The organism is Acidovorax sp. 69, assembly GCF_002797445.1.
Lineage (GTDB): Bacteria > Pseudomonadota > Gammaproteobacteria > Burkholderiales > Burkholderiaceae_C > Acidovorax.
The window spans coordinates 4,800,584-4,826,680 of record NZ_PGEP01000001.1; the positions used below are offsets into that span (position 1 = coordinate 4,800,584).

Below are 26,097 nucleotides of genomic sequence, written 5' to 3' on the forward strand. Positions count from 1 at the left end.
TGAGGCGCTGCGCGCCTTCCCCCGTGGGGGGACGCACCCCGTGGCCTGGCAAAGCCAGTTCCACGGGTGCACTGGCAGGGGAGCGTGCCGGTATCGACCGCTGCGCGTCGCCGCACGACCCCACCGAATCACTACCAAATTGATAGCTATTGGCGATTATTTATCAAGCGCTAGAGCCCTTTTTAACCCTCAATGCACTCACCCCTGCCCTTTGCTGCCCTGTTGTTCAACGCTTTCGTCTGGGGGCTGGCGTGGTGGCCCTTCCAGCACATGCACCAGGCGGGGCTGCACCCCTTGTGGGCCACGGCCTGCATGTATGCGGTGGTGTTGCTGGCGCTCCTGGCATGGCGCCCTGGCATCTTGCAGCAGGTACGCGCGCATCCGCAGCTGTGGCTGCTGGCACTGGCCTCGGGCCTGAACAATGTGGCCTTCAACTGGGCCGTCACCATTGGCGATGTGGTGCGCGTGATCCTGTTGTTCTATCTGATGCCCGCGTGGGCGGTGCTGCTGGCCTGGCGGATTCTGGGAGAACGCCCCAGTGCCTCAGCGCTGTGGCGCCTGGCCCTGGCTTTCACGGGGGTGGTGCTGGTGCTGCTGCCCGAAGGCGTGCCCGCCGCCCGCCTGCTGCAGAACCTCAGCCTGGCCGACGGACTGGCCCTGCTGGGCGGCTTCATGTTTGCGCTCACCAACGTGACGCTGCGCCGCCTGCACACTGTGCCCGGGCCGGCGCGCATGTTCTCGATGTTCGGCGGCTGCATGCTGATGGCGCTCGCCGTGGCCTGTGTCGGTCTCCAGATCGGCGTGGTGGACCCCTTCCCTGCCGTGAACAGCACCTGGGTCATCACCGGCCTTCTGCTGGCGGGTGTGTTGATGCTGGGCAACTGGGCCTTGCAGTTTGGCGCCGCACGCCTGGCGGCCGGAACCACCGCGCTGGTGATGCTGTCGGAGGTGATGTTCGCCAGCGTGTCATCAGCGCTGCTGGGGGCCGCCACCTTGAGCACGCGCACCGTGCTGGGCGGGTCGCTGATTTTGCTGGCATCGTTGCTCGCGGCACTGCAATTTCGCCGCCCCGGCAACGCATCGGCCTGACCCGCAGGTGCCCCGACGCGGGCGCTTTGCCCCAGGGCCTGCAGCGCACGGTGGCTGCGGCTACCATGGGGTATGTCCACCCAGGAGCCCGCCATGCCAGACAGAATCTACGACTTTGACGCCCAGCAGATGAATGGGCAAACCGTGCCCCTGCGCCAGTACGAAGGCAAGGTGCTGCTCATCGTGAACACTGCCAGTGCCTGCGGGTTCACGCCCCAGTTCGGCGGCCTGGAAGAGTTGCACCAGCAGTACGCCGACAAAGGCCTGGTGGTGCTGGGCTTCCCCTGCAACCAGTTCGGTAGCCAGGACCCTGGCAGCAACGACGAGATCGCCAGTTTCTGCCAGCTCAACTACGGCGTGAGTTTTCCGATGATGGCCAAGATCAACGTGAACGGCGCCGATGCGTCACCCCTGTACCAATGGCTTGCGGCCGAGGCCCCGGGCCTGCTGGGCAGCAAGGCCATCAAGTGGAACTTCACCAAGTTCCTCGTCGGCAAGGACGGCCAGGTGGTCCGCCGCTACGCGCCGCAGGATGCGCCAAAAAAGCTGGCGAAGGATATTGAGGCCGCGCTGGGCTGACGGGCCCGTCGCTGGGCGCCGCAGGTCTCAAGCGGGCGGTGGCCGCGAAGCCGCTTGCGCCTCGACCTTGCGCAACAGGTCGGCCAGCGTTCTGCCGGGCTCCTGGCGGAACTGTTCATCGAGCACCACCAGCTCCACGATGCGGTCGATGCGAAAGCCCCGAAAGTCGTTGCGCAGCTCGCACCAGGCCGACAGCGTCCAGACCTTGCCCCAGTAGAAACAGCCCAGTGGGCGCAGGCGGCGCACGCTGGGACGGCCCTGCACATCGGCGTAATTGATCTGCACCACATGCCGGCTGTGCACGGCCTCGCGCAAGGTCTGCAGGCTGGCCTGGGCACGCGGGTCCAGGCCCACGGAGGGGGCATAAAGCGCCTGCGCCTCCGCGGCCACGCGCGCGGCCGGGGGCAACACCGACAGGATCTTGCCCAGCGCACCCTCGACCTCGCGCGCCAACCCGGCATCCAGCCAGGCCTGGGCCAGCCGCGCGGCGGCCACCAGTGCGTTGGCCTCGCCCTGGCTGAACATCAGGGGTGGCAGCTCGAAGCCCGCGCCCAGGCGGTAGCCCACACCGGCCTCGCCCTCAATCGGCACACCTTGGTGCTGCAGGTCCGCCACATCGCGGTAGATGGTGCGGGCAGAGACTTCAAGCCGCTCGGCCAGGAAAGCGGCCGTGGACAGGCGCCGCCCCCGGATCAGCTGGACGATCTGGAACAAGCGGTCAGCGCGGCGCATGGAGGGTGTGGTTATTTTTTGGCATTTTGGCCTGTAGCGCTTGTTAAATCAGCGCATGACGCTATTCATTAAGTAGCAAAATCACAGCAACACCATCCGCACCATCCGCACCATCCGGCACCAACAAACCCATCAACCCATCAACAAGCGGGCCGGGGCATGTGCGGCCCTGATTGTTGCGCTACGGCATGGCGGTCATCGAGGGAGTCGGTGGCCAGCGCAGGTCGGGCCGCGATGGGTGCGTTGCCTACGGTTTCACACCGATGTAGATTGCCACATTTTCCGGGCCTTCATAGGCCTCGAAGTCGGTGCTGAAGCAGCGCTGCACCTGCGGGTTCTCGGCAAAAAAGTGCCAGATGCGAACCCAGGTATCCATCACCATTTGTGGCATATCACCCTGGCCGGTGAAAACGAGGTAGTCGCCCCCCTGAATGTCCACGCGGGCGGCACCGGGCACCGTCAGTGCCAGGTCCGGGTCGGCCACGGCCACGCCAGCGGTCACATCGAAAGCCCCCTGCTCGTTGGACTCGTAGCCGCTGTACACCCCAAAGATGCGTCCGTCGTCGCCCCGACTGGGCAGCTTGCGCTCCCAACTTTGGCTGAAAAAACGGTCCCACAGGCCTCCGAGGCGTGCAATGGCGGGGCTCATCTCTTCGCTGTTGCGGGTGCGCACGGCAATGCCGGCCACGCTGAACGCGGGAATCTGGACGGTGGCGGGGGTGTTGGTCATGGGCAGGCCCTCTGGTGTTGTCGGTCAGGGCATGGTGCCGCCCCCCTGCTGACAACCTCATGTCAGCAGCGTGCCGTGCAGGCCACTCCACAGCGCGGCGGAGAGCCCGCCCCGAGTCTCGGTGGCGCTATGCCGCGGCCTGTCGGACCGCCCCCTGCAAATGGGCCCCGATGTGCATGGCCACAGGGCTGATGGCATCCGCTTCGCCCCACACCCGCAAAGTGGACACCTACGCCGACAGCAGGCGAGCAGCAAGATCCCAGCGCGCATCGGCCATCCACTGCGGGAACGCGGGGTGATGCAGCACATCCGATACCGGCTGCCAGAAGGCGGGGGTTGCCCCCTGCGCCTGGAAGGAAAATCAGCTTTTCAGGCACATGCGCCACGCGGCGCAACACAGGGTGGGTTATGTACCTTCGGGCGCTGGCACGACCGCTGCCGCTGCGGCAGCCGCTGTCGCGGCACTGGCCGCTGCAGCCAGGCGGCGTGCGCGCTCCAGTTGCTGCCCCACGGTGCGGGACACCATGCCGTACATGTCGGCAAAGGCTTCGAGCGTCTGACCGCTGGCCTCAAAGGCGCGCAACAGGGCTTCGTCCTTGGCGTTGCGGGCAGCCCATTCGGCAAAGGCTTCTTCGAGGATGGCATTGGCAGTCTCGTCGCGGCCCTGTACCAGCTCGCTGTACGCCTCGCGCGTGAGGCCCGAAGCCTCGAACGCAGCCATCATGCGGTTGCGCAGCTTGGGCAGCAGGTCTTCGGTGGCGCGCGCCTTCTTGCGACGATAGACCTCCAGCAGTGCGTGGTGCACATGCTCGGGGGCCATGTCCTCAACAGGCTGCCCTTGCAGGTCATGGCGTTTGTCCCCAGCCGCCACACTTTGCAGATACCGTGTGGAGCGGGTGTGAATGCCCAGGGCCACCTTGAGCGCCTCGCGCTCAAACAGCTCGGGGTGGGCGGCGAGGAGGTCCTGAAAGATGCCCCGCTTGAGCGGACGGAACACGGCGCCGAACAGATGGGGGTAGAGGCCCGCCAGTTGTTCCAGCGCGGGGTGAACGCGCTGGGGCGCGCGCGGGCCCGATGCAGCACCTGACACTGCGGAAGCGCCTCCGGCGCTGTCTGGGGCCTGGCGTCCGTCGGGCGTGCGGCGGTTACGGCCACCACGGCGCGAGCCCCCTGTGCGCTGCTGGGGCGCGCCGGCTTCGGCAGACGCGGTGGGTGCGGCGGGCGCCGAGGCTGCCACGGTGGCGGCAGCTTCGGCCACACCAGGCGCTGCCAGAGAGGCGGCAGGGGCTGTGTGGGGTTGTTCTTGTGCGGACACGGAGTCGGTCATGGCGTTGCAGTTCGGGGGCAAATGGAGGGCGACAAAACCCTCGATCATGCCAGCCTTGCGCTCACAGGGACCAAACAACCCTGAGTTGGACCCGCTTTCAGGCCAGTTCGTTCTGTCAGGACAAGCTCCTCAGCCTGTGCGCAACGCCTCATCCAGCACCTCCACCCAATGGCGCACCGGCGTGCCGGTGCCACTTTGCAGGTGGGTGATGCAGCCGATGTTGGCCGACAGGATCATGTCGGGTGGCTGCTCGCCAAAAGCTTCGTTCAGCACGTCGAGTTTGCGATCGCGCAGTTGGTACGACAGGTCGGGGTTCAGCACCGAATACGTCCCCGCTGAGCCACAACACAGGTGCGCATCGTTGCGCGCCGTGCGCAGCTTGAAGCCAAGCTGGGCCAGGTGCGTTTCCACCCCGCCGCGCAGCTTCTGGCCATGCTGCAGCGTGCAGGGGGGTGGTAGGCAAACAGCGTATCGGGCTGCTGCACGCGACCGGTGAGCTTGCTGGCCAGTTCCGGCAACAGGGCTGGCAGCAGCTCGGAGAGGTCGCGCGTGAGGGCACTGATGCGCTCGGCCTTGGCGGCGTACTCGGGGTCATCCTTGAGGATGTGGCCGTATTCCTTGACGGTGACGCCGCAGCCCGAGGCGTTCATGACAATGGCTTCCACACCGCCGGCGTCTACCAGCGGCCACCAGGCATCGACGTTGGCGCGCATCTCGGCCTTGCCACCGTCCTGGTCGTTGAGGTGGAACTTGACGGCGCCGCAGCACCCGGCCTTGGGGGCAATCACGGTCTCTATGCCCACGGCGTCCAGCACGCGGGCGGTGGCGGTGTTGATGTTGGGCATCATGGCGGGCTGCACACAACCGGCCAGCAAAAGCACCTTGCGGGCGTGGGTGCGTGTGGGCCAGGACCCCGCATCCTGGGGCGCGGGCACCTTGGCCTTGAGCGATGCGGGCAGCAGGCCGCGCAGCAGCTGACCGGCCTTCATGGCGGGGGCAAACAGGGGCGACGGCAGGCCCTCCTTCAGCGCCCAGCGCAGGGCCTTTTCCCCCACGGGACGGGGCACTTTTTCATCGACCAGCTTGCGACCGATATCGACCAAATGGCCGTACCGCACGCCGCTGGGGCAGGTGCTTTCGCAGTTGCGGCAGGTCAGGCACCGGTCCAGGTGCATCTGGGTCTTGCGCGTGGGCGTTTCGCCTTCCAGCACCTGCTTGATGAGGTAGATGCGGCCCCGCGGGCCGTCCAGCTCGTCGCCCAGCAGTTGGTAGGTGGGGCAGGTGGCCGTGCAAAAGCCGCAGTGCACACATTTGCGCAGGATGGATTCGGCCTCCAGGCCATCGGCGCGGGCACGGTATTCGGGGGCGAGTTGGGTTTGCATGGGGTGCAGACTGGACGTGGGGTCGAAAATTTCAGAACGGATTCAGCGCGTGGCCGGGGGGTCCAGCGTCGCATCGAGCACCGGCTCTTTGCGCAAGGGGTGGCGCAGGCGGGCGCGGTCAGCCCACAGCGGGGGCAGCGACAAGGCCAGCAGCACCAGCGCCAGCGGCACCACAAACACAAAACCCACGTACTTGAAGCCCGCAGCGCCCGCGATACCGCCCACCAGGAACATCACCACCAGCCCGGCAAACAGGCGTAGCCGGGCCTGATTGGCGCGCACCTGGGATTCGGGCTTGGCGCCGGTGCGGTTCCAGTACAGCATCTTGCCCATCTCAATCCCGAGGTCAGTCACCACGCCGGTCATGTGCGTGGTGCGAATCTGGGACGAGGACATCTTGGTCACCGTGGCGTTTTGCAGGCCCATGATGAAGGACAGCAGCAACACCGTCATCGGCACGGCAAACGGCGTGGGCCAGCTGAGCGTGATGGCGCCGATCAGGCCAAACAGCAGCATGAGCACGGCCTCCAGCACCAGCGGCAATGCAAAGGTGCTGCGCAGCCTGTGATGGCGCGCCCAGTTGACCATGATGGCGGTGGTGCCTGCGCCCGACATGAAGGCCCACAGCGCGCCGATGGCCCCAGCACGATCTTCATCTGGCCCAGCACCAGGTTGTCAGCCAGCGAGGACAAAAAACCCGTCATGTGCGAGGTGTACAGATGCACCACCAGAAAGCCCCCGGCATTGACCGCCCCGGCATTGAAAGCCAACAGCAGGCCCAGCACCTGGTTGCTGGCTGCCGTGCGGTGGTGTCCTGTAAGGTGACGAAGGCGTCGCATCGAAGAGAGAACGGTGAGGGTGTGCCTACCAGGTCCGGGCCATGCGACCCGGGTTGAAGATACCCGCCGGATCAAAGCTGTGCTTGAGCCGGACGTGAATCTGTTCCAACGCCTTGGATTTGAGATCAAATGAGCCACTAGCGCTTGATTTTCCATCGCCAGCAGCTATAAAAACAGAAGCACTCCCGCCCACCGCGTGAGCCGCTTCGCGCAGGGCATCACCCGCAGAGGCGGGCGCCTGCACCCAGCGCAACGCGCCGTGCCACTCCACCAAGGGCTGTGCGCCACCGGGCAAGGACAACGCCGGCGCCGTGGCAGGCACGGACAGGCGCCACAGGGCATGGTCCGGGCGTGCCGCACGGTCGGTGAACCAGGGCAGGATCTGTTCGCGGCAGGCCGCCCAGTCGGCCGCCACGGTGGCGTTGTCCATGCGCGTGCCGCCCATCGCCCGGCAGGCGGCCTCCACCGCCGCCAGGGCACCACGCAGGCGCACATACAGCGTGCCCACGCCTTCGTCCTGCACCCAGCAGCTGGCGTTGAGCGGCAATGGCTGGCCACCCCAGGCGTGCAGCTTGCGCAAGGCGTCGGCCTGGTTGATGCCGTCAAACCGCAGCGTGGCCTCGCCGGGTGCCACGGGCAGCACCTTGAGACTCACCTCGGTCAGCAGGCCCAGCGTGCCCCAGGCGCCTGCCATCAGACGCGACACGTCGTAACCCGCCACGTTTTTCATGACCTGCCCACCAAAGGTGAGCAGTTCAGCGCGGCCATTGAGCACTGTGACACCCAACAGATAGTCGCGCACAGCCCCCACGCTGGCCCGGGCCGGACCCGATAGTCCTGCCGCCACCATACCGCCAACGGTGGCGCCCTCTTGTGAGTTCCGGGCGAAATGGGGTGGCTCGAATGGCAGGCACTGGCCTTGTTCGCCCAGTGCGGCCTCCAGCTCGGCCAGCGGTGTGCCTGCCCGCACGGTGACGACCAGCTCGCTGGGCTCGTAGCTCACGATGCCGCGCAGCACACGGGTATCGAGCACTTCGCCGTGAAGGGCCAGACCATGGAAGTCCTTGGTGCCCCCGCCACGGATGCGCAATGGGGTCTGGTCGGCCGCAGCGGCTCGCACGCGCTCGGCAATCGGGGCAAGAGAGAAGTCCATCCACGCATCGTAGCGGCAGCGGTGCGCCGCCCGACAGGCGTGGTGCGTGAATTTTTTGAACAGCGCGCGTGCAAAAGACCTTGAACGGCGACAAAGGCGGGATGGTGTCAGGGCACTAATCTGCGGGTGATCTCGCGGTGGATCATCCCCTGGCACCTGGCCCCGCAGAAGAAAGAAGCGAGCACGCAACCGGTACGAAAAAAACCCGCCGTTGCCGACGGGCTGAATAACCAGAAGGAGTAACTCGCTTGTTCTTGTTGCGAGCTGCGGTGCCACCAGACACCGCAGCGCGTTGGGCGCAGGCCAATCAGCGGTTGTACGCCGTTTCGCCGTGCGAAGTGATGTCCAGACCTTCGCGTTCCGCTTCTTCGGGAACACGCAGACCCACCAGCAAGTCGGCGATCTTGTAGGAAATGAACGCCACCACACCGGACCAGACGATGGTGAACAGCACGCTCTTGACCTGGATCCACACTTGTGTGCCCATGACGAAGGTGTCCGGCGTCAGACCCCCCGTACCACCCAGATTTTGCGAAGCAAACACGCCGGTCAGGATCGCACCCAGAATGCCACCCACACCGTGAACACCGAACACGTCGAAGGCGTCGTCCACGTTGAGCATGCGCTTCAAGCCACCCACACCCCACAGGCAGACAACACCGGCGATCAGGCCCAGAACGATGGCGCCCATGGGGCCCACAAAGCCGGCGGCAGGCGTCACAGCCACCAAGCCGGCCACAGCACCCGATGCCGCACCCAGCATCGATGCCTTGCCCTTGTGCAGCGCTTCACCGGCGATCCAGGACAGCGTGGCAGCCGCAGTGGCCAGCACGGTGTTCACGAAAGCCAGACCGGCGTTGGCATTGGCAGCACCGGCAGAGCCCGCGTTGAAGCCGAACCAGCCCACCCACAGCAGCGAGGCACCGACCATGGTCAGCGTCAGGCTGTGGGGCGTGAGCGCTTCTTTGCCGAAGCCGATGCGCTTGCCCACCATGTAGGCACCCACCAGGCCAGCGATACCGGCGTTGATGTGCACCACGGTGCCACCGGCAAAGTCCAGCGCGCCATCAGCACCCAGCAGACCACCACCCCACACGATGTGGGCCATGGGCACGTAGCTGAAGGTGAACCACAGCACCGAGAAGATCAGCACTGCAGAGAACTTGATGCGCTCTGCAAACGAGCCCACGACCAGCGCCACAGTGATGGCGGCAAACGTACCCTGGAAGGCCAGGAACACGTACTCGGGGATCGTCGTCAAGGCGCCAAAGGTTTCCTGGGTCACGCCCTTGAGGAAAATCTTGTCGAAGCCGCCGAAGAACTTGCCTTCACCGGAGAACGCCAGGCTGTAGCCATAGATGGCCCACAGCAGGGAAATCAGCGAGAAGACCACGAAGACCTGCATCAGCACGGACAGCATGTTCTTGCTGCGACCGAGGCCGCCGTAGAACAGTGCCAGACCGGGAATGGTCATCAGGATCACGAGCAGCGTGGAGGTCAGCATCCAGGCGGTGTCGCCCGAATCCACTTTGGGCACCGGTGCTGCGGCAGCAGCAGGTGCTTCGGCGGGTGCAGCGGCCGCAGCAGGTGCTGGGGCGGCAGCGGCGGGAGCCTCGGCAGCAGCGGCCGGCGCGGAGGTCGCAGCCTCGGCCGTGGCGGGCGCCTGGGCCAGTACGGCCGATCCGCCGGACAGCAGACTCAGCCCCAGAATGAAGGAAGCAAGCAGTTTTTTCATGGCGTTTCTCTTGTGTCTGATGCAGCAGGACCCTTACAGGGCTTCCTTGCCGGTTTCGCCGGTGCGGATGCGCACCACCTGCTCCAGGTGGGTCACGAAAATCTTGCCGTCACCGATCTTGCCAGTGCGCGCAGCGGTCTCGATGGACTCGATCACGCGGTCCACGAGATCGTCCGCAATGGCGGCCTCGATCTTGACCTTGGGAAGAAAGTCGACCACGTACTCTGCACCGCGGTACAACTCGGTGTGACCCTTCTGGCGGCCAAAGCCTTTGACCTCGGTCACCGTGATGCCTTGCACGCCGATGTCGGAGAGTGCTTCACGCACCTCGTCGAGCTTGAAGGGCTTGATGATGGCTGTCACCATTTTCATTGGAAGATCCTCCGTAATGGGCGCCAGCAGCGCCCATTGAGATTTACAGGGTTTTGGTGAGCGTGACGATCACGCGCGACTTGTTGACCGGGCCGTAGAAGGCCTTCTTGGTGGCGCCCACCACGGCAGCGCCGAGGGACACACCGCCGCCGAAGTCGTAAGAGCCACCCAGGCTGTAGTCCATGAAGTTAGGGGCCGTGATGTCGCCACCAAAGCGCGTGAAGCCGACCGACGCCTTCAGCGTGGTGCTGGGGGCCACTTCCTGGGCAAACGCCAGGTTCAGGTAGCCGGTGTTGCGGCCCTTGAAGCCGGGGCCAGCGTAGGCAAAGTAGTCCTTGGACAGCGTGTGCGAATACTTGGCTGTCACAGGGCCGAAGGTGGCTGCGCCATAAACTTCGGTGGTGTTGCCGTTGCTGTTGCCGGGGTAGATGTAGGTCAGCAGGCCCACGTCCAGATCGACGTCGCCAGCCTTGAACTTGTAGCCGCCATACAGGTCGGATTCGAGCGAATTGCCCGACAGCCAGTCCACGCTGGAGTTCCAGTTGCCCACGTAGAAGCCGGTTTCACCGAAGGCGTAGTCAAAACCACCTTGCAGCGCAGGCTTGACCGCCTTGGCCTTGGAAACATCCTGGTCCTGGCCACGGAACTTGTAGTTCGTGGTCAGGCTGACATTGCCGGTGAGCTGGGCGCTGGCCAGCATGGGAAGGGTTGCGACAAGGGCAACGCCCAGGGACTTGATGATGGCGCGGGTCATGTTTCCTCCGGTTGGACAAAGTAGGGACAAGCGCTTTAAGCACGGACCGTGCCACACTGCCGCACAAGCGGGCCTGCACCGTTGCGTTGCGTTACAACAATCCCCAGTACAGTGGCGGAGAACGCGCACAACAGTCTGCACCCAACTGGTGCGGATGACCACCAGGCCGCGCTAAAAACCCACAAAACGCACCCATCTGGGGAGAAACCGCTTCATGAGTCTTGCTTTGGTGCAAAGCCGCGCCCTTCTGGGGCTGCAGGCGCCCTCTGTCACCGTCGAAGTGCATCTGGCCAATGGTTTGCCCAGTTTCACGCTGGTAGGACTGGCCGAGGTGGAGGTGAAAGAGGCCCGCGAACGCGTGCGCTCGGCGCTGCAAAACGCGGGGCTGGAGTTCCCCACAAACAAACGCATTACCGTCAATCTCGCCCCGGCGGACCTGCCCAAGGACTCCGGCCGGTTTGATCTGCCGATTGCCCTGGGCATCCTCGCCGCCAGCGGTCAGATCGATGCCAGCCGCCTGGCGGGCTACGAATTTGCGGGCGAGCTGTCGTTGTCGGGCGAGCTGCGCCCGGTGCGCGGTGCACTCGCCACCAGCCTGGCACTGCAGACGCAGCAGATCGACACCCAACTGGTGCTGCCCCCGGGCAGCGCCGAAGAAGCGGCCCTGGTGCCCGCAGCCCAGGTGGTGCGCGCGCGCCACCTGCTGGATGTGGTGCGCGCCTTTCTGCCACCGGGCAGCACGGCGGGGGGCGACGCGGAGATCGCCAACGACGGCTGGACCCGCCTGCAACCCACCCCCATGGCTGCGGGCGCTACCGGCCCTGACATGGCCGACGTGAAGGGCCAGGCCGCCGCCAAGCGTGCACTGGAGATCGCAGCGGCCGGTAGCCACAGCGTGCTCATGGCCGGCCCACCCGGCTCGGGCAAATCGATGCTGGCGCTGCGTTTTGCAGGCCTGCTGCCCGCCATGACGGTGCAGGAAGCCCTGGAAAGCGCGGCCATTGCCAGCCTGGCCGGGCGCTTTCGGCCTGAAGCCTGGGGCCAACGCCCCACAGGAACGCCGCACCACACAGCCAGCGCGGTGGCCCTGGTGGGCGGTGGCTCGCCGCCCCGGCCTGGCGAGATCTCGCTGGCGCACCAAGGGGTGCTGTTCCTGGACGAGCTTCCCGAATTCCCCCGCGCTGCGCTCGAAGCCCTGCGCGAGCCACTGGAGACCGGTCACATCACCATCGCGCGGGCCGCACAGCGCGCTGAGTTTCCGGCACGGTTCCAGATGATTGCGGCCATGAACCCCTGCCCCTGCGGCTTTCTGGGCTCCACGCAGCGCGCCTGCCGCTGCACGCCCGACCAGGTAAACCGCTACCAGGCCAAGCTCAGCGGCCCGCTGCTGGACCGTATCGACCTGCATGTGGAAGTGCCCGCCCTGCCCGCCGACCAACTGGTGCAGGCACCGGCAGTAGAGTCCACCACCACCATTCGCGCCCGGGTGGAGCAGGCCCGCGAGCGGGCCCTGGCCCGCCAGGGCAAGGCCAACCAGGCACTGCAAGGACAGGAGATCGACACCCATCTGCACCTCGACGATGCCGCCGCCAAGTTCCTCAACACCGCTGCCGCCCGCCTGGGCTGGTCGGCCCGCAGCACACACCGCGCGCTGAAGGTGGCGCGCACCATTGCCGACCTGGCAGGCGCCCCCACCACCGAAGTGGGCCATGTGGCCGAGGCGGTGCAATACCGGCGCGTGCTGCGCAGCCCGGTGTGACCCCATCGGCGCGCCGTTCATTTAGTATGAAATTAATAGCAATTGGCGCTGTATTTATCGGCGCTAGCGCCTGATTTTTATCAAACCCGGGGCAAGAAGACCGCCGCAGCCCCCCAGACCTGCGTGGGCGCAGCACAGCCCCCGGCACAATCCCCCCATGTCCATCGCCCCCCGCCTCCGCAAGAAAAACACATCGCCCGCCACCGCAACAGACACCGGGGTCTCCACCAACGAGCCGGTGGACACCGGACTGTTGCGCACACTGGTGGGCTACAACGCGCGCCGTGCCTCGTTGTCCATCATTGCCATGTTCATGGAGCGCATGGCGGTCTACCACCTCAAGGTCGTGGATTTTTCGGTGCTGTCGCTGGTGGCGCACAACCCGGGGCTCACATCGCGCCAGCTGTGCGCCACGCTGAACGTGCTGCCGCCCAACATGGTGGGGCTGATTGCCGCGCTGGAGCGGCGTGGCCTGATTGAGCGCCGCCCGCACCCAAGCGACGGGCGCGCCATGGGCGTGCACCTGACGCCCGCCGGGGTGGAGTTGACCGCGCAGGCCGAGCAGACGGCCGCGCAACTCGAAGAAGACGCCACGGCACGCCTCACAGCGGCCGAGCGCAAGACGCTGATCCGGCTGCTGCAAAAAGTCTACGACTGATCCAGCGGCCGCAGAAATCCTGGCCGCGTATCAGGCCGCAGGTGCCGCCTGGGCCTTGTCCAGCCCCAGCAGCCGCACCGCATTGCCCTTCAAGATGCCGGGCATCACCTCGGGCTTGAAGCCTGCCTCCTGGAAATCCTTCATCCAGCGCTCGGGCGTGATCAGCGGGTAGTCGCTACCGAACAAGATGCGGTCTTTGAGCAGCGTGTTGGCGTACTGCACCAGTTGCTTGGGAAAATACTTGGGGCTCCAGCCCGACAGGTCGATCCACACGTTGGGCTTGTGCGTGGCCACGCTCAATGCCTCGTCCTGCCACGGAAAGCTCGGGTGCGCCATCACGATCTGCATGTCGGGGAAGTCGATCGCCACGTCATCGAGGTGCATGGGGTTGGAGTATTCGAGCCGCAGGCCGCCGCCGCAGCGCATGCCGCTGCCAATGCCGCTGTGGCCAGTGTGGAAAATGGCGGGCATGCCGTATTCGGCAATCACCTCGTAGATGGGCCAGGCCATCTTGTCGTAGGGGTGGTAGGCCTGCACCGTGGGGTGGAACTTGAAGCCCTTGATGCCGTATTCCTCGATCAGGCGGCGCGCCTCACGTGCGCCCATCTTGCCCTTGTGCGGGTCGATGCTGGCGAACGCCGTCATCATGTCGCTGTTGGCCTTAGCCGCCTCGGCGATCTCTTCGTTGGGGATGCGGCGGCGGCCCATCTTGGACTCGGCGTCCACAGTGAACATCACCAGGCCAATCTTCTGCTCGCGGTAATACGCCACCGTCTCGGCGATGGTGGGGCGGCGGCCGTTCTTGAAGTATTTGTCGGCGGCGCGGTCGTATTCCTCGCCGTAGTTGTCAAACGGGTTCCAGCAGCTCACTTCGGCGTGGGTGTGGATGTCGATGGCGAGCAGATTTTCGTAGTCCATGCGTGTCTCCTGGGTTGGCGCCCGCCGGTGCGGCGTCAAACCCCAGCATGCGCCACGGTGCATGACGCAGATCAAGGGTAAACACCAATAAAAAACGGGCTTTGCTTGCTTGAATTGGTTATGAACTATAACCACAATTCAACCAACACGAAAGCCATCATGACCCATCCAGACATCCATTTCGAGCTGCGCGGCGACCACCAGGAAGTGGCCGTGATCCGCCTCACACGCAGCGCCAAGCGCAACGCCCTGAACGACGGCCTCATCCTGGCCCTGCGCGACCTGTTTGAAACCATGCCCAGCACCGTGCGTGCTGCGGTCATCGACGGTGAAGGCCCCCATTTTTGCGCCGGGCTCGATCTGTCGGAGCTGAAAGAGCGCGATGCTGGCCAGGGCCTGCACCACTCACGCATGTGGCATGCCGCGCTGGAGCGCGTGCAATACGGCCCCGTGCCGGTCATCGCTGCGCTGCACGGCGCCGTGGTGGGCGGCGGGCTGGAGCTGGCCAGCGCCTGCCACATCCGCGTGGCCGACGAATCCACCTTCTACGCGCTGCCCGAAGGCTCGCGCGGCATCTTCGTGGGCGGCGGCGGTGCCGTGCGCATCCCCAAGCTGATTGGCGCTGCGCGCATGACCGACATGATGCTCACTGGCCGCGTCTACAACGCACAAGACGGCGAGAAGGTGGGTTTTGCCCAGTACCTCGTGCCCGAGGGCCAGGCCTTTGACAAGGCGCTGGAGCTGGCCGTGCGCGTGGCGCAGAACGCACCGCTGACCAACTACGCGCTGATGCACGCCCTGCCGCGCATTGCCGAGCAGCCCGCCGACCAGGGCTTCTTCACCGAAGCCATGATGGCCGCGATCGCCCAGAGCGCTCCAGAAGCCAAGGCCCGCCTGGCCGACTTCCTCGAAGGCCGCGCAGCAAAAGTCCGCAAGGACTGAGCCCCTGCTCCGCGCTGCACCACCCCAAGCCCTTCCTCCGCCCTTGCCCCCGCTGGACACCCTATGAGCGACCTCTCCACCCCTCTCGCCCCGGCCCGCTACCGCCCCGTGAACTTTGGCGTCACCCGCGTCAGCCTGCGCGAAGGCGCACCGGGCGTGCGTTACCTGCAGGCCGACCTGCCCCTGGGCGCCTACGCCCGGCGCGTGACGGACTACCTGGTGCACTGGGCCGAAGCCACGCCCGACCACAGCTTTCTGGCACGCCGCGAACAGCTCGCCGGGGGCAAGACAGGAGACTGGCAGCATGTGAGCTACGCCCAGGCGCTCGATGCCGCGCGCAGCATCGGCCAGGCGCTGCTGGACCGGGGCCTGAATGCCGAACGCCCGGTGGTGGTGCTGAGCGAGAACACGCTGGAGCACGCGTTGCTGGCGCTGGGTTGTATCTATGCGGGCGTGCCTTACTGCCCCGTGTCGCCCGCCTACGCCACTGTGAGCCAGGACTACGACAAGCTGCGCCATGTCATCAACACCCTCACCCCCGGTCTGGTGTTTGCCGCCGATGGCGCACGCTACGGCAAGGCCATCGCAGCCACCATTGCCGCCGATGTAGAGGTGGTGCTGGCCCAGGGTGCCATCGAAGGCCGCAAGGCCAGCATGTTTCAGAGCCTGAAAGGCACCCCGGCCACACCCGCCGTGGATGTGGCCATGCACGCCACCGGCCCCGGCACCATCGTGAAGTTCCTGTTCACCAGCGGCTCCACCAAGATGCCCAAGCCGGTCATCAACACGCAGCGCATGTGGTGCGCCAACCTGCAGCAGATCACGCTGTCGCTGCCGGTGCTGGCCGAAGCCCCGCCGGTGCTGGTGGACTGGCTGCCGTGGAACCACACCTTTGGCAGCAACCACAACTTCGGTCTCACGCTGCAGCATGGCGGCACGCTCTACATCGACGACGGCAAACCCACGGCCGCGCTGATTGGCGAAACCCTGCGAAACCTGCGCGAGATCGCACCCACGGTGTATTTCAACGTGCCCACGGGTTTTGAAATGATTGCCGACGCGATGAAGACCGACGCCCAGCTGCGCGCCAACCTGCTGTCGCGCGTGCGCATGTTCTTCTACTCCGGCGCGGGCCTGGCCCAGCCGGTGTGGGACAGCCTGCACGCCACGCAAGAGGCCGCCCTTGGCGAGCGCATCGTGATGGCCACGGGCCTGGGCATGACCGAATCAGCGCCCTCGGCCATGTTCGTCAATAGCCCCGACGTGCGCTCGGGCCACATCGGCGCGCCCGTGCCCGGCATGGTGCTGAAACTGGTCGATGTAGACGGCAAGACCGAGGTGCGCTACCGGGGCCCCAACGTCACCCCCGGCTACTGGCGCTCCGACGCCGCCACGCGCGACGCTTTCGACGACGAAGGCTACCTGTGCACGGGTGATGCGGTGAAGTGGATCGACGAGCAAAACATCCACCGGGGCCTGGCGTTTGACGGCCGCATTGCCGAAGACTTCAAGCTCTCTACCGGCACGTTTGTGAGCGTGGGCCCCATGCGCGCCAAGATCATCGTGGCGGGCGCGCCCTACATCCAGGATGTGGTGCTCACCGGCCTGAACATGAAGGAAGTGGGCGCCCTGCTGTTCCCGTCGCCCGCCTGCCGCGCCGTGGCGGAGGCTGCGGGCCTGGGCCCCGACGCCCCCTGGACCGATGTCGTGGAGCACCCCGCCGTGCGCCAGCGCATCGAGGCGGTGCTGGACGGGCTGGCCCGCGAAGCCACCGGCAGCGCCAGCCGCGTAGCCCGCGCACTGTTGGTGACCGAGCCGCCCTCCATCGACAAGGGCGAGATCACCGACAAGGGATCGGTCAACCAGCGCGCCGTGCTCAAACACCGCGATGCCCTGGTGACGGCCCTGCATGACAACACCGCGCCCCACATCCTCAAGCCCAGCGCCTGAAAACGCCCACAGACAGGACACACACCATGCAGATTCAAGGACAAGCCGCCCTCATCACCGGTGGCGCATCCGGCCTCGGTGAAGCCACCGCACGCGAACTGGCCCGCCTGGGCGCCAAGGTGGCGGTGCTCGACCGCAATGCCGAACTGGCCGAAAAAGTCGCCGCAGCCATCAACACCGAATTCGGCGCAGGCAGCGCCGTGGCCTGCGCCTGCGACATCACCGATGCCGCGAGCGTGACCGCCGCCATAGACCAGGCCGCAGCCGCCCACGGCCCCGCGCGCATCCTCATGAACGTGGCGGGCATCGGCAGCGCCAAGCGCGTGGTGCAGCGCGACGGCAGCGCCGCGCCGCTGGAAGACTTCGTGCGCGTGGTGCAAATCAACCTGATCGGCACCTACAACGTGAGCCGCCTGTTTGCCGCTGCCTGCGCCAAGCTGCCCGTGCTGGACAACGGCGAGCGCGGGGTGATGATGTTCACCGCCTCGGTCGCGGCCTTTGACGGCCAGGTGGGCCAGCAGGCCTACAGCGCATCCAAAGCAGGCCTGGCCGGCATGACGCTGCCCATGGCACGCGACCTGGCGCAACACGCCATCCGCGTGTGCACCGTGGCGCCCGGCCTGTTTGCCACGCCGCTGATGAAGGAGCTGCCCGAGGCCGTGCAGCAATCGCTGGCGGCCAGCATCCCCTTTCCGCCACGCCTGGGCAAACCCGAAGAGTTTGCCGAGCTCGCTTGCCATATCGTGACCAACGGCCACCTGAACGGCGAAGTCATTCGCCTGGACGGCGCCTTGCGCATGGCGCCAAGATGAGAAGCCCCCCTGAGCCGCTTCGCGTCATCCCCCAGGGGGACGCCATCAGTGGCCTGGCAAAGCCAGTTCCACGGTGGCGCTGGCTTGCGCAGCGCCCGCTTTTTGCGCCCTGGGAGGGCGCAGCACAGCCGATAACGAGAGGGCGTGAAAACGCCCCAGTTGATTTTTGAGATTTCCGTCAGACACACACCAGGAGACATCACCATGACCACCACACGCCGTCACTTCATCCAGGCCCTGGGCGCCAGCGCCGCGCTGGGCGCCTTCCACCCCTTTGCCGCCCATGCCCAGGTGGACCAGGTGAAGGTGTACTTCGGCTTCCCTGCGGGCAGCTCGGGCGACACCGTGGCCCGCCGCGTGGCTGAGAAATGGGCGGGCAGCGGGTTCAGCAAGAACCCCGGTGTGGTGGAGAACAAGCCCGGCGCAGGCGGCCGCATTGCGCTGGAGACATTGAAGGGCGCGCCCGCCGACGGCTCGGTGCTGGCCGTGGCGCAGGTGTCGGCCCTGGCCAACTACCCGCACATCTATAGCAAGATGAACTACACCGACAAGGACTTCGCACCTGTGTCGATCGCGGCCATCATGCACCACGGCCTGGCCGTGGGCCCGATGGTGCCCGCCAGCGTCAAGACGGTGAAGGACTTCCTGGCATGGGCCAAGGCCAACCCCAAGGACGCCAGCTACGGCTCGCCCGGCGCGGGCTCCACGCCCCACTTTTTGGGTGCGCTGCTGGGCATCAACAGCGGCGTGGATCTGCGCCATGTGCCGTATCGCGGCTCCATCCCCGGCGTGACGGACGTGGTGGGCGGCCAGGTGGCTGCCATGGTCACGCCGCACGGTGACTTCATCGCCAACTACAAGGCCGGCAAGCTGCGCATTCTGGCCACCTCGGGCCCCAAGCGCTCGCAGTATGTGCCCGACGTTCCCACGTTTGCCGAACAAGGCTTCCCCGAGCTGACCACCGAAGAATGGTTCGGCTTCTACGCCCCCGCCGCCACGCCCAAGCCGGTGATCGCTGCTGCCAACGCCGCAATCAACGCAGCGCTGAAGGAAAAGGCGGTCATCGACAGCCTGGCCATCGTGGGCCTGATGCCCCACGGCTCCACCCCTGAAGAACAGGCCCGCTGGCAAAAGGCCGAGTACGACACCTGGGGCCCGCTGATCAAGAAGATCGGCTTCACCGCAGAGTCTTGACTCCTGAACAGGAAGCCCCCCTGAGCGGCTGCGCCGCTTCCCCCGGAGGGGGACGTCGCCAGCGCGGCGGGGCGGCCCTTGCGCGGCGACCTCGCGTGGGCCGCGCCGGTGCAAAGAAAGTGGGCGGAATCTCTTCGTTTGGGCTTCGCTTGTCCAAGCCCGGGGGGAGCACTGCGCCCGCTTTCAGCGAATGAATTCATAAGAAAACAGCCGCTAGCGCCCATTCACCAAGCGCAGGCAGCTATCAAGAAGAGAGCAAACCATGCAAGCCCGCCAGACCCTCGCCGACATCCAGCACCTGCTGACCACCGTGCTGAAGGCGCCCGCGCGCTGGCAGGGCCTGGCACCTTTTGCCGACACCGACGGCGACCTGGCGGCCCAAGTGCTCGACGAGGCGGCCAAGTTTGTAGACAGCGCCATCGCCCCGCTGCAACGCAGCGGTGACGAAGAAGGCTGTCGCTTTGAAGCGGGCCAAGTGCACACCCCCGCAGGCTTTCGCGATGCCTACCAGGCCTTCTGGCAGGCAGGCTGGCCCTCGCTGTCGGGCGCAGCCGAAGATGGCGGCCAGGGGCTGCCGGCGGTGCTCGAATGTGTGCTGTACGAATGGCTGGCCGGTGCCAACCATGGCTGGACCATGGCGCCAGGCCTGCTGCATGGCGCGTATGAATGCATCAAGCACCATGCCAGCGACGCGCTGAAAGCGCAGTACCTTCCGAAAGTGGCCAGCGGCGAATGGTTGGCCACCATGTGCCTCACCGAAGCCCACGCGGGCAGCGACCTGGGCCAGGTGCGCACGCGCGGCGTGCCGCAGCCCGACGGCAGCGTGCGCGTGAACGGCAGCAAGATTTTTATCTCGGGCGGCGAACACGACCTGACCGACAACATCGTGCACCTGGTGCTGGCGCGTTTGCCCGATGCGCCTGCGGGCCCCAAGGGCCTGTCGCTGTTTCTGGTGCCCAAGGTTCTTCAGGATGGAAACCGCAATGCGGTGGTGTGCGAACGCATTGAAGAAAAGATGGGCCTGCACGGCAGCCCCACCTGCGTGATGCGTTTTGACGACGCCACCGGCTGGCTGGTGGGCGAGCCGAACAAGGGCCTCAACGCCATGTTCGTGATGATGAACGCCGCGCGCCTGCATGTGGGCCTGCAGGGCATCGGCCTGCTGGAGGCTGCGTGGCAAAAGGCCAGCGCCTATGCCGCCGAGCGGCGCCAGATGCGCGCACCGGGCGCCACCGAGCCGGTCAGCCTGATCCAGGACCACCCGGCCATCCGCCGCATCCTGCACACACAGCGCGCCTGGATCGACGGCGGGCGCGTGCTGGCCTACCACACGGCGCTGCAGCTCGACATCGCCAAACACAGCGCTGACGCCGGTGAGCGCGCCGCTGCGCAGCGCTGGTGTGCGCTGGTCACGCCCGTGCTCAAGGCAGCGCTTACCGACCAGGCCTTCCACGGCGCCAGCGCCTGCCTGCAAGTGTTTGGCGGCCACGGCTACGTGCGCGAATGGGGCATCGAGCAGATCGTGCGCGACGCGCGGGTGGCCATGATCTACGAGGGCACCAACGAGATCCAGGCCATTGACCTGCTGGTGCGCAAGGTGCTGGCCGATGGCGGCCAGGGCCTGAACACCCTGTTGGCCACGCTGCCGGGGCAGGCCGTCACGGCCGCCGCCAGCACACGCCGCCACGCGCTGATCGAGATCACTCAAACCCTGGCGATTGCCGCGCAGTCCGACCCCGAACTGCCCTACTGGGTGGCCGACGACTACCTGCGCGCCGTGGCCCTGGTGCTGCTCGAGTGGGCCTGGGGGCAGATCCGCGCCACGGGCCTGGGCGAGCGCTGGAGCGACCCCGCCCAGGCGTTTGCCCAGTGGGTGCTGCCCGAGTTCGACATGCGCGCCGCCATCCTGCGCCAGCGCATTGCACAAGCCCTTGAATTCAGGCCCCAGGAGGCCTTGAGCGCTTGATCCACTGCGCCATCAGCTCCTGATTCAGTAGCAACTCACTGTCCCGCCGATCTCCCGTCCACAGCGTGTTGAGGCCACGCTGCGGGCTTCCTTGCGCCTCGATAAATACCAGGAGACAACACCATGCGCTTGACCCGAAGAACCCGGATACATGCCCACCCTCTGGCCCTGTCGGCTGCCACCACGGCGCTGCTGATGGGCTGCGGGGGGTCGTCTGACGCCGCCCTGCCCCAGCTCACGGCCGCCACGCCTGCCACCCTGCAGGCCTGCGCAACCTTGGCCACCACCCTGGTCTTGCCCGACACCCGCATCACCTCCGCCGAGCTGGTGCCCGAGGGCCCGCTGACGCTGCAAACCGTCACCACCCAGGCGCCGGCGCATTGCCTCGTCAAGGGCAAGATGAAAGAGCGCACGGGCCCGGTGGATGGCGCCAGCTACGCCATCGGCTTCGAGATACGCATGCCCGTGGCCTGGAACGGCCGTTTCCTGCACCAGGCCAACGGCGGCCTGGACGGCAGCGTGGTGCTTGCACTGGGCTCGGTGAGCGGCGGCGCCCCCGTGGCGCCCGGCCTGGTGCAAGGCTTTGCGGTGCTCAGCTCTGACGCAGGCCATGGCGCACCCACCCCGTTCTTTGGTGTGGACCCGCAGGCCCGGCTGGACTACGGCTACCAGGCCGTGGGCACCCTCACGCCCATGGCCAAGAACCTCATCAAGAGCGCCTACGGCAAGGCGCCCGACCGCTCGTACCTGGCCGGCTGCTCCAACGGCGGCCGCCACGCCATGGTGGGCGCATCGCGCTATGCCGACCAGTACGACGGCATCCTGGCGGGCAACCCCGGCTTTCACCTGCCCAAGGCAGCCACCACACAATTGTGGAAGGCCCAGCAGTACGCCAAGGTATCCACCAAGGACGCGACCAGCGGCCTGCCCGACCTGAACACCGCTGTGACCCCGGCCGAGTTCAAGCTCATCAGCAGCAAGATCGTCGCCAAGTGCGACGCGCTCGACGGCGCCGTGGACGGCCAGGTCAACGACGTGGCCGCCTGCCAGACCGCCTTCAACCTGCAGACCGACGTGCCCACCTGCACCGGCGCGCGCGACGGCTCGTGCATCTCCAGCGACCAAAAGAGCGTGCTGGCCAGCATCTTTGCGGGCCCCAAGAACAGCAAGGGCGAAGCGCAGTACGCCGGCACCTGGTGGGACCCTGGCATTGCGGGCGCCAACTTTGCGTCGTGGCACTTTGGCGCCCCCGCCACGCGTGACGCCGGTGCGGTGGCCTTCATCTTCACCTCGCCCCCGTCCACCGTGGCCGCATTCACTGCCATCCCCGGCATGCAGTACGCACTGAACTTCAGCATGGAGACGGACTACCCCAAGATGTTCGCCACCACGGCGCAGTACGCCGAGTCGCCTTGGGTCTACATGACCCCGCCCAACGAAGCCGATCTGAGCACCCTCAAGAACCGGGGCGCCAAGATGATCGTCTTCCACGGCGTGGCCGACGGCGTGTTCTCGCCCATGGACACCGCCAACTGGATGGACCGCCTGCAGGCCAACCACAGCGGCAAGGCCGACGCCTTTGCCCGCCTGTTCCTGGTGCCCGGCATGAACCACTGCTCCGGCGGCCCCGCCACCGACCAGTTCGACATGCTGGCCCCGCTGGTGGCCTGGGTGGAACAAGGCAAGGCGCCTGACAGCGTGACCGCCAAGGCACGCGGCGCAGGCGCCAATGTGGTCAACGCCGAGCTGCCCGCCAGCTGGTCTGCCAACCGCACCCGGCCGCTGTGTGTGTACCCCAAGGTGGCACGCTACAACGGCACGGGGGATGTGGAGAGTGCGGGCAGTTTTAGCTGCAAGTGACCAATAGTTGAAGAGCAGGAAGCCCGGCTTGTGCCGGGCTTTTTGTTTGGACGATAGGATGAATGACAGCGCTGCTTCTTACAGCGCTGGAATTTCCAGACCTTAAGGCCTGGGTCACACACTATCTAGAATCGATTCGCTCAGATTCGTTGACAGCTCTGCAGCGATTGCGGCCGTTGGTATTCAGCGGCCCAGCTTCCGGTGAATAGCGTGAAGCAGTCTTAGCAGCAGGAGAACGTATGCCGGTTTATGGCGGCGGCCCGGACAACAGCAGATCCGGGCTGAACGCCAAGTCTACCTTGATGCGATACATCCGAATTGATAGGTCCAAGTTGTCCGAGGATCACACTCAAGCGTCTGGAACAGGCGTAGCGGAGACCGCCTCCTCAGCCAGTTCATCGAGCACGGCAAAAACCCCCTCGAGATCGTCTCGATAGAACGCCGTGTAGCTAGGCAAAAAAACCCATCGCCCGCTGTCTTGGAGGCCAAGTCCCCGAATGTGATTGCGATGCGTCAGCCAATACCTTCCCATAGCCTTCGGATCCAACCCACCTGGTAGCCCCGACTTGGTCGCGACATAGCCCTCTTCGTCTCGCCCCGTGTGGAAGGGGCTGCTCAGGTGGGCGAGGCAGTGGTCGAGGAACAGCTGCACGTTATCGCCATCGACTATCGGACTAAAGCAGTAGCTAAAGACGTAGTCGTTCATCAACCTGGAGATGGTGCCTCCATCTTCGGCACCGCTTTCATCGTAGTGACCACATCCGACGCCAGAGCCGTCAGGGGGCAGTGCATTGCTGAGCTGATAGATGACGAACGACGCGGCAAAGGACCGTGCGGCCGCAACTCGACGGGCAATTGTTGTGTCACCTTGATTGGATCCGGGGTCCAGCGAAGCCTCCTCACGTAGATGCGCAAAGGCCTGGCCGAGGAACGCATCTACAGGCACTCCCCGTGCTTCAGCGATGAAGTTTCGTCCAGGCTCGATGTAGGTGCGCTTGAAGTGCGCGAAGACCTGCTGAGACAACGTCCTCATCCCCATCAGCGCCAGCTGACTGACCAACCCGGACCTTGGAGCAGACATGTCTTGGTGGACGATGAGCGCAGTGTGCAGGTTGTACAACTGTCCACCGCGATCCTCCGAGCACTGCAGCCTGAAGAGCATGAGGTCGTTCCAGCCCAGAACGCCGCGCTCTGGGGTGGCAAGCCGCTCCAGCAGACCTTTACCAACAAACTTTTCCTCGCCAAAGATGCGCCACGCGATCTCTATGACGTTCTCCGGACTGTTCACGCGTCGCCGGCCCGCAGTTCGCCCCCAGCCTGCGCGATCCAATAGCCGTAAGAGCGAGTAGATCGACCTCGGCCGCAGTCCACGGTCATCGTTGTCGAACGACGAGTAGCATGGCAGATACGCAACGAGCGTTTCGATGGCGTCTTCTGCGGTCTGGCTGGTGAAGTCGTGGGTGTGATTGACCAGTACCCGCCAGAACTGATCGTGTGCGGTCTCTTGTTTCTCGAGAGCAAACTCCGCTTCCGCGAAGACTGAGGCAATCTTTCGACCCTTGCGAACCCGATCCACCGCTGCTTGGTAAAGAACAAAGGTCTCCTGCGGTTCCGGCGTGGCAAAGCGCACGATGAGCTTTAGAAAGCTCTCTAGGTTTCTGGTGTCGCCCTTGTTGAAGCACGCCCGAGACCGAAGAACCGACTCTTCAATGTTGCGCCCGTCACCCAGTTTCAAGACACCCACATCAAACAACTGCTCCAGCAGGAAATTGGCAGAACCAGGGTGCTCTTCCTTAACCTGTTCAAACCCATCAGCGTTCTTGAACTCTGATTCGTCGTACTTGCGCCGAACTGAGAAAGTACCACTGCGCCCCTCTGTCTCCTCGGCATATATGCGCCTGAACAATCCGGGATAGTTCAGATGCAACAGCATCAGATGGATGAGGTCACTCTTGTTGAAATCAGTCCGCCCAAGATCGGTCTTCTCGATCTGCATGAGAAGAATGGCATTGATGAAGCGCTTCACCTTGCGTAGATCGCCGATCAATGGAAGGTACTTGGCGGCGGACTCTCCAGCCAAGATCTCCGCAAGCTCGTTGAGTACGGCTCCAAGCTTCACCATAGTGTCTGATGGCACAGACTCGAGCTGGCTCTCGCTCTTTTCCCAGTCGCGTTGCAAGAAGTTGCGGATGCTGGAGCTGTCCACGAACAAACTCAGTTTCACCGTCACGAACTTCTCAAGAAACTCCCGCGCCCTGGATCCCTCCTCTTTGCCGCCGGCCAGTACCTCGGTGTCATAGCAAAGGACATATGTCGCTTGCGACAGCTTGAAGGTGCGCCGCGTTGCGAACAGGACGTTGTTGACGGTCTTCGCATCCAAACGGTCCAAGTCGTCGATGACAACGATCACACGTCGACCGATGCGACGAAGTACCTCGTCAATGTCGTCAAGCAGCTCATCGACCGTTTCCTGGGACGGCTCCAGCGAAAGCTTGAAGCCCAGGAACGAAACGTCTGCTTTTCCCTTTATGAGCCGAGAGTATCTAGAGGCCGCAGGGCGGAACTCCGGAGCAAAGACCTTGTTCTGAATCGCGGCAGACAGATCGCGAATCAAGCGATCGGCAAGATCTGGCTCCGACGCGTATCGAAGCGGCTCAAACCGACAAACGATCACCTTGTCCGCGGCTCGTTCCCAGTAGCGCTCGGCAAGATTGATGAAGCTTGTCTTGCCCACGCCCCAGGGTCCGTCCACACCGAACACCAATCCTGAGTGAGCGCCGCTGGCGAGAACGGTTTCCGCGAACGACTTCGCCTGCGACTCGCTGGAGAGCAAGTCGTCCGCCTCGCGTCCGATCTCCTCGTCTCCAAGGAACTGGAGCTGCGGCTTGATCTGTCGTCTCCTCGGCCAACGACGTTGAACGAGCGGCGACAACAGCACCGTGGTGAGCATCAGAAGGGCAACTGGCGCCCATTGCGGGTGCGCCGCCTTCAAGACCGCATGAAACTTGGAAAGCCAAGGCATAGTCAACTCGTTCGACCAAGCCCCAAGAAAAACTGCTATCAGCAGGTCGAGACGGATGCTTCGACCCATTTTGGCGGCGGCGGTATGTGCGCCACGACTCACGGCGTAGTCCACACAAATCGCCAGTGTGACAAGCGACGCAGTAGCCCGCGCCCAAAAGGGAAAGTCGACATTTGCGAGGGCGAACGCAGTTCCTAGGTAGTAGGCTGCTCTGCAGACCTCAGCGGCAGTAAAGCCAACTACGAACACCTTGGCAAAGACCATTAGTTCGGGCATCTTCAACGCCTGCTTGGTAGCCGTCATCCGCCATTCCTCCCTTTGAAG

Annotated in this window: 19 protein-coding genes and 2 pseudogenes; 10 read left to right on the forward strand and 11 right to left on the reverse strand. The window is 65.0% G+C overall.

The annotated features are described in order from the left end of the window. The first annotated feature begins 192 nt into the window (after window positions 1-192). Both CLU85_RS22125 and CLU85_RS22130 read left to right on the forward strand, forming a co-directional pair. Complete coding sequence (locus CLU85_RS22125) at window positions 193-1,089, forward strand: DMT family transporter (RefSeq protein WP_100412159.1); 897 nt, start codon at window positions 193-195, stop codon at window positions 1,087-1,089. Window positions 1,090-1,182: 93 nt separating this feature from the next. Beyond that, complete coding sequence (locus CLU85_RS22130; protein WP_100412702.1) at window positions 1,183-1,668, forward strand: glutathione peroxidase; 486 nt, start codon at window positions 1,183-1,185, stop codon at window positions 1,666-1,668. Window positions 1,669-1,695: 27 nt separating this feature from the next. Here the strand turns inward: CLU85_RS22130 and CLU85_RS22135 are convergent, their stop codons facing one another. From CLU85_RS22135 to CLU85_RS22175, 9 genes and pseudogenes are all read right to left on the reverse strand, one after another. Beyond that, window positions 1,696-2,400, reverse strand: coding sequence for a YafY family protein (locus CLU85_RS22135; RefSeq protein ID WP_100412160.1), 705 nt, complete (start codon window positions 2,398-2,400; stop codon window positions 1,696-1,698). A 247-nt stretch (window positions 2,401-2,647) separates the two neighbouring features. Beyond that, the gene (locus tag CLU85_RS22140) at window positions 2,648-3,130 is read right to left on the reverse strand and encodes a GyrI-like domain-containing protein (protein ID WP_100412161.1); all 483 of its coding nucleotides are present in this window, start codon (window positions 3,128-3,130) and stop codon (window positions 2,648-2,650) included. Between the two features lie 406 nt (window positions 3,131-3,536). Beyond that, a complete protein-coding gene (locus CLU85_RS22145) occupies window positions 3,537-4,457 on the reverse strand; it encodes a ProQ/FINO family protein (protein WP_232727900.1) in 921 nt (306 codons plus the stop codon). A gap of 129 nt (window positions 4,458-4,586) precedes the next feature. Further along, window positions 4,587-5,839, reverse strand: a pseudogene (glcF, locus tag CLU85_RS22150) (glycolate oxidase subunit GlcF). A gap of 42 nt (window positions 5,840-5,881) precedes the next feature. Then, a pseudogene (locus tag CLU85_RS22155) lies at window positions 5,882-6,678 on the reverse strand (YoaK family protein). Between the two features lie 25 nt (window positions 6,679-6,703). Continuing rightward, complete coding sequence (glcE, locus tag CLU85_RS22160; RefSeq protein WP_100412162.1) at window positions 6,704-7,831, reverse strand: glycolate oxidase subunit GlcE; 1,128 nt, start codon at window positions 7,829-7,831, stop codon at window positions 6,704-6,706. A 307-nt stretch (window positions 7,832-8,138) separates the two neighbouring features. Further along, window positions 8,139-9,566: an ammonium transporter gene (amt, locus tag CLU85_RS22165; protein ID WP_100412163.1), complete on the reverse strand. Its 1,428-nt coding sequence runs from the start codon at window positions 9,564-9,566 to the stop codon at window positions 8,139-8,141. A gap of 33 nt (window positions 9,567-9,599) precedes the next feature. Then, window positions 9,600-9,938 (reverse strand): P-II family nitrogen regulator, encoded by a 339-nt coding sequence (glnK, locus tag CLU85_RS22170; RefSeq protein ID WP_063461033.1) that lies wholly within the window; start codon window positions 9,936-9,938, stop codon window positions 9,600-9,602. A 43-nt stretch (window positions 9,939-9,981) separates the two neighbouring features. After that, entirely contained in the window at window positions 9,982-10,692 is a 711-nt protein-coding gene (locus CLU85_RS22175) for a TorF family putative porin (RefSeq protein WP_100412164.1), read from the reverse strand. A gap of 214 nt (window positions 10,693-10,906) precedes the next feature. Between CLU85_RS22175 and CLU85_RS22180 the strand changes: the two genes are divergently transcribed. Together CLU85_RS22180 and CLU85_RS22185 are read left to right on the forward strand one after the other, a co-directional pair. Beyond that, on the forward strand, window positions 10,907-12,451 hold the full coding sequence (locus CLU85_RS22180) for a YifB family Mg chelatase-like AAA ATPase (protein WP_100412165.1): 1,545 nt from the start codon (window positions 10,907-10,909) through the stop codon (window positions 12,449-12,451). Between the two features lie 157 nt (window positions 12,452-12,608). Continuing rightward, entirely contained in the window at window positions 12,609-13,109 is a 501-nt protein-coding gene (locus CLU85_RS22185; protein WP_100412166.1) for a MarR family winged helix-turn-helix transcriptional regulator, read from the forward strand. 30 nt (window positions 13,110-13,139) lie between these two features. Here the strand turns inward: CLU85_RS22185 and CLU85_RS22190 are convergent, their stop codons facing one another. Further along, window positions 13,140-14,027: an amidohydrolase family protein gene (locus CLU85_RS22190; protein WP_100412167.1), complete on the reverse strand. Its 888-nt coding sequence runs from the start codon at window positions 14,025-14,027 to the stop codon at window positions 13,140-13,142. A 159-nt stretch (window positions 14,028-14,186) separates the two neighbouring features. On the opposite strand from CLU85_RS22190, the gene CLU85_RS22195 reads away from it, so the two are divergent. From CLU85_RS22195 to CLU85_RS22220, 6 genes are all read left to right on the forward strand, one after another. Next, entirely contained in the window at window positions 14,187-14,969 is a 783-nt protein-coding gene (locus CLU85_RS22195; RefSeq protein ID WP_100412704.1) for a crotonase/enoyl-CoA hydratase family protein, read from the forward strand. Window positions 14,970-15,032: 63 nt separating this feature from the next. Next, window positions 15,033-16,919 carry a feruloyl-CoA synthase gene (locus tag CLU85_RS22200; protein ID WP_100412168.1) on the forward strand — a complete coding sequence of 629 codons (1,887 nt, stop codon included), beginning with the start codon at window positions 15,033-15,035 and terminating at the stop codon, window positions 16,917-16,919. Between the two features lie 26 nt (window positions 16,920-16,945). After that, the gene (locus CLU85_RS22205) at window positions 16,946-17,731 is read left to right on the forward strand and encodes an SDR family NAD(P)-dependent oxidoreductase (protein WP_100412169.1); all 786 of its coding nucleotides are present in this window, start codon (window positions 16,946-16,948) and stop codon (window positions 17,729-17,731) included. Between the two features lie 204 nt (window positions 17,732-17,935). Next, window positions 17,936-18,925, forward strand: a complete 990-nt coding sequence (locus tag CLU85_RS22210) for a Bug family tripartite tricarboxylate transporter substrate binding protein (RefSeq protein ID WP_100412170.1) — start codon at window positions 17,936-17,938, stop codon at window positions 18,923-18,925. Window positions 18,926-19,187: 262 nt separating this feature from the next. Beyond that, window positions 19,188-20,891 (forward strand): acyl-CoA dehydrogenase family protein, encoded by a 1,704-nt coding sequence (locus tag CLU85_RS22215; RefSeq protein WP_100412171.1) that lies wholly within the window; start codon window positions 19,188-19,190, stop codon window positions 20,889-20,891. 123 nt (window positions 20,892-21,014) lie between these two features. Then, window positions 21,015-22,751, forward strand: coding sequence for a tannase/feruloyl esterase family alpha/beta hydrolase (locus CLU85_RS22220; RefSeq protein ID WP_198509230.1), 1,737 nt, complete (start codon window positions 21,015-21,017; stop codon window positions 22,749-22,751). A 349-nt stretch (window positions 22,752-23,100) separates the two neighbouring features. Here CLU85_RS22220 and CLU85_RS22225 read toward each other — a convergent pair whose 3' ends face one another. Continuing rightward, window positions 23,101-26,076: a KAP family NTPase gene (locus tag CLU85_RS22225; RefSeq protein ID WP_100412172.1), complete on the reverse strand. Its 2,976-nt coding sequence runs from the start codon at window positions 26,074-26,076 to the stop codon at window positions 23,101-23,103. Window positions 26,077-26,097: the final 21 nt, after the last annotated feature.

Coding starts and splice junctions, on each gene's coding strand:
- CLU85_RS22210 (WP_100412170.1), top strand. CDS start 17,936: ATGACCACCACACGCCGTCACTTCATCCAGGCCCTGGGCGCCAGCGCC.
- glnK (WP_063461033.1), bottom strand. CDS start 9,938: ATGAAAATGGTGACAGCCATCATCAAGCCCTTCAAGCTCGACGAGGTG.
- CLU85_RS22190 (WP_100412167.1), bottom strand. CDS start 14,027: ATGGACTACGAAAATCTGCTCGCCATCGACATCCACACCCACGCCGAA.
- CLU85_RS22175 (WP_100412164.1), bottom strand. CDS start 10,692: ATGACCCGCGCCATCATCAAGTCCCTGGGCGTTGCCCTTGTCGCAACC.
- CLU85_RS22135 (WP_100412160.1), bottom strand. CDS start 2,400: ATGCGCCGCGCTGACCGCTTGTTCCAGATCGTCCAGCTGATCCGGGGG.
- CLU85_RS22195 (WP_100412704.1), top strand. CDS start 14,187: ATGACCCATCCAGACATCCATTTCGAGCTGCGCGGCGACCACCAGGAA.
- glcE (WP_100412162.1), bottom strand. CDS start 7,831: ATGGACTTCTCTCTTGCCCCGATTGCCGAGCGCGTGCGAGCCGCTGCG.
- CLU85_RS22200 (WP_100412168.1), top strand. CDS start 15,033: ATGAGCGACCTCTCCACCCCTCTCGCCCCGGCCCGCTACCGCCCCGTG.
- CLU85_RS22185 (WP_100412166.1), top strand. CDS start 12,609: ATGTCCATCGCCCCCCGCCTCCGCAAGAAAAACACATCGCCCGCCACC.
- amt (WP_100412163.1), bottom strand. CDS start 9,566: ATGAAAAAACTGCTTGCTTCCTTCATTCTGGGGCTGAGTCTGCTGTCC.
- CLU85_RS22145 (WP_232727900.1), bottom strand. CDS start 4,457: ATGACCGACTCCGTGTCCGCACAAGAACAACCCCACACAGCCCCTGCC.
- CLU85_RS22180 (WP_100412165.1), top strand. CDS start 10,907: ATGAGTCTTGCTTTGGTGCAAAGCCGCGCCCTTCTGGGGCTGCAGGCG.
- CLU85_RS22225 (WP_100412172.1), bottom strand. CDS start 26,076: ATGACGGCTACCAAGCAGGCGTTGAAGATGCCCGAACTAATGGTCTTT.
- CLU85_RS22140 (WP_100412161.1), bottom strand. CDS start 3,130: ATGACCAACACCCCCGCCACCGTCCAGATTCCCGCGTTCAGCGTGGCC.
- CLU85_RS22125 (WP_100412159.1), top strand. CDS start 193: ATGCACTCACCCCTGCCCTTTGCTGCCCTGTTGTTCAACGCTTTCGTC.
- CLU85_RS22130 (WP_100412702.1), top strand. CDS start 1,183: ATGCCAGACAGAATCTACGACTTTGACGCCCAGCAGATGAATGGGCAA.
- CLU85_RS22220 (WP_198509230.1), top strand. CDS start 21,015: ATGCGCTTGACCCGAAGAACCCGGATACATGCCCACCCTCTGGCCCTG.
- CLU85_RS22205 (WP_100412169.1), top strand. CDS start 16,946: ATGCAGATTCAAGGACAAGCCGCCCTCATCACCGGTGGCGCATCCGGC.
- CLU85_RS22215 (WP_100412171.1), top strand. CDS start 19,188: ATGCAAGCCCGCCAGACCCTCGCCGACATCCAGCACCTGCTGACCACC.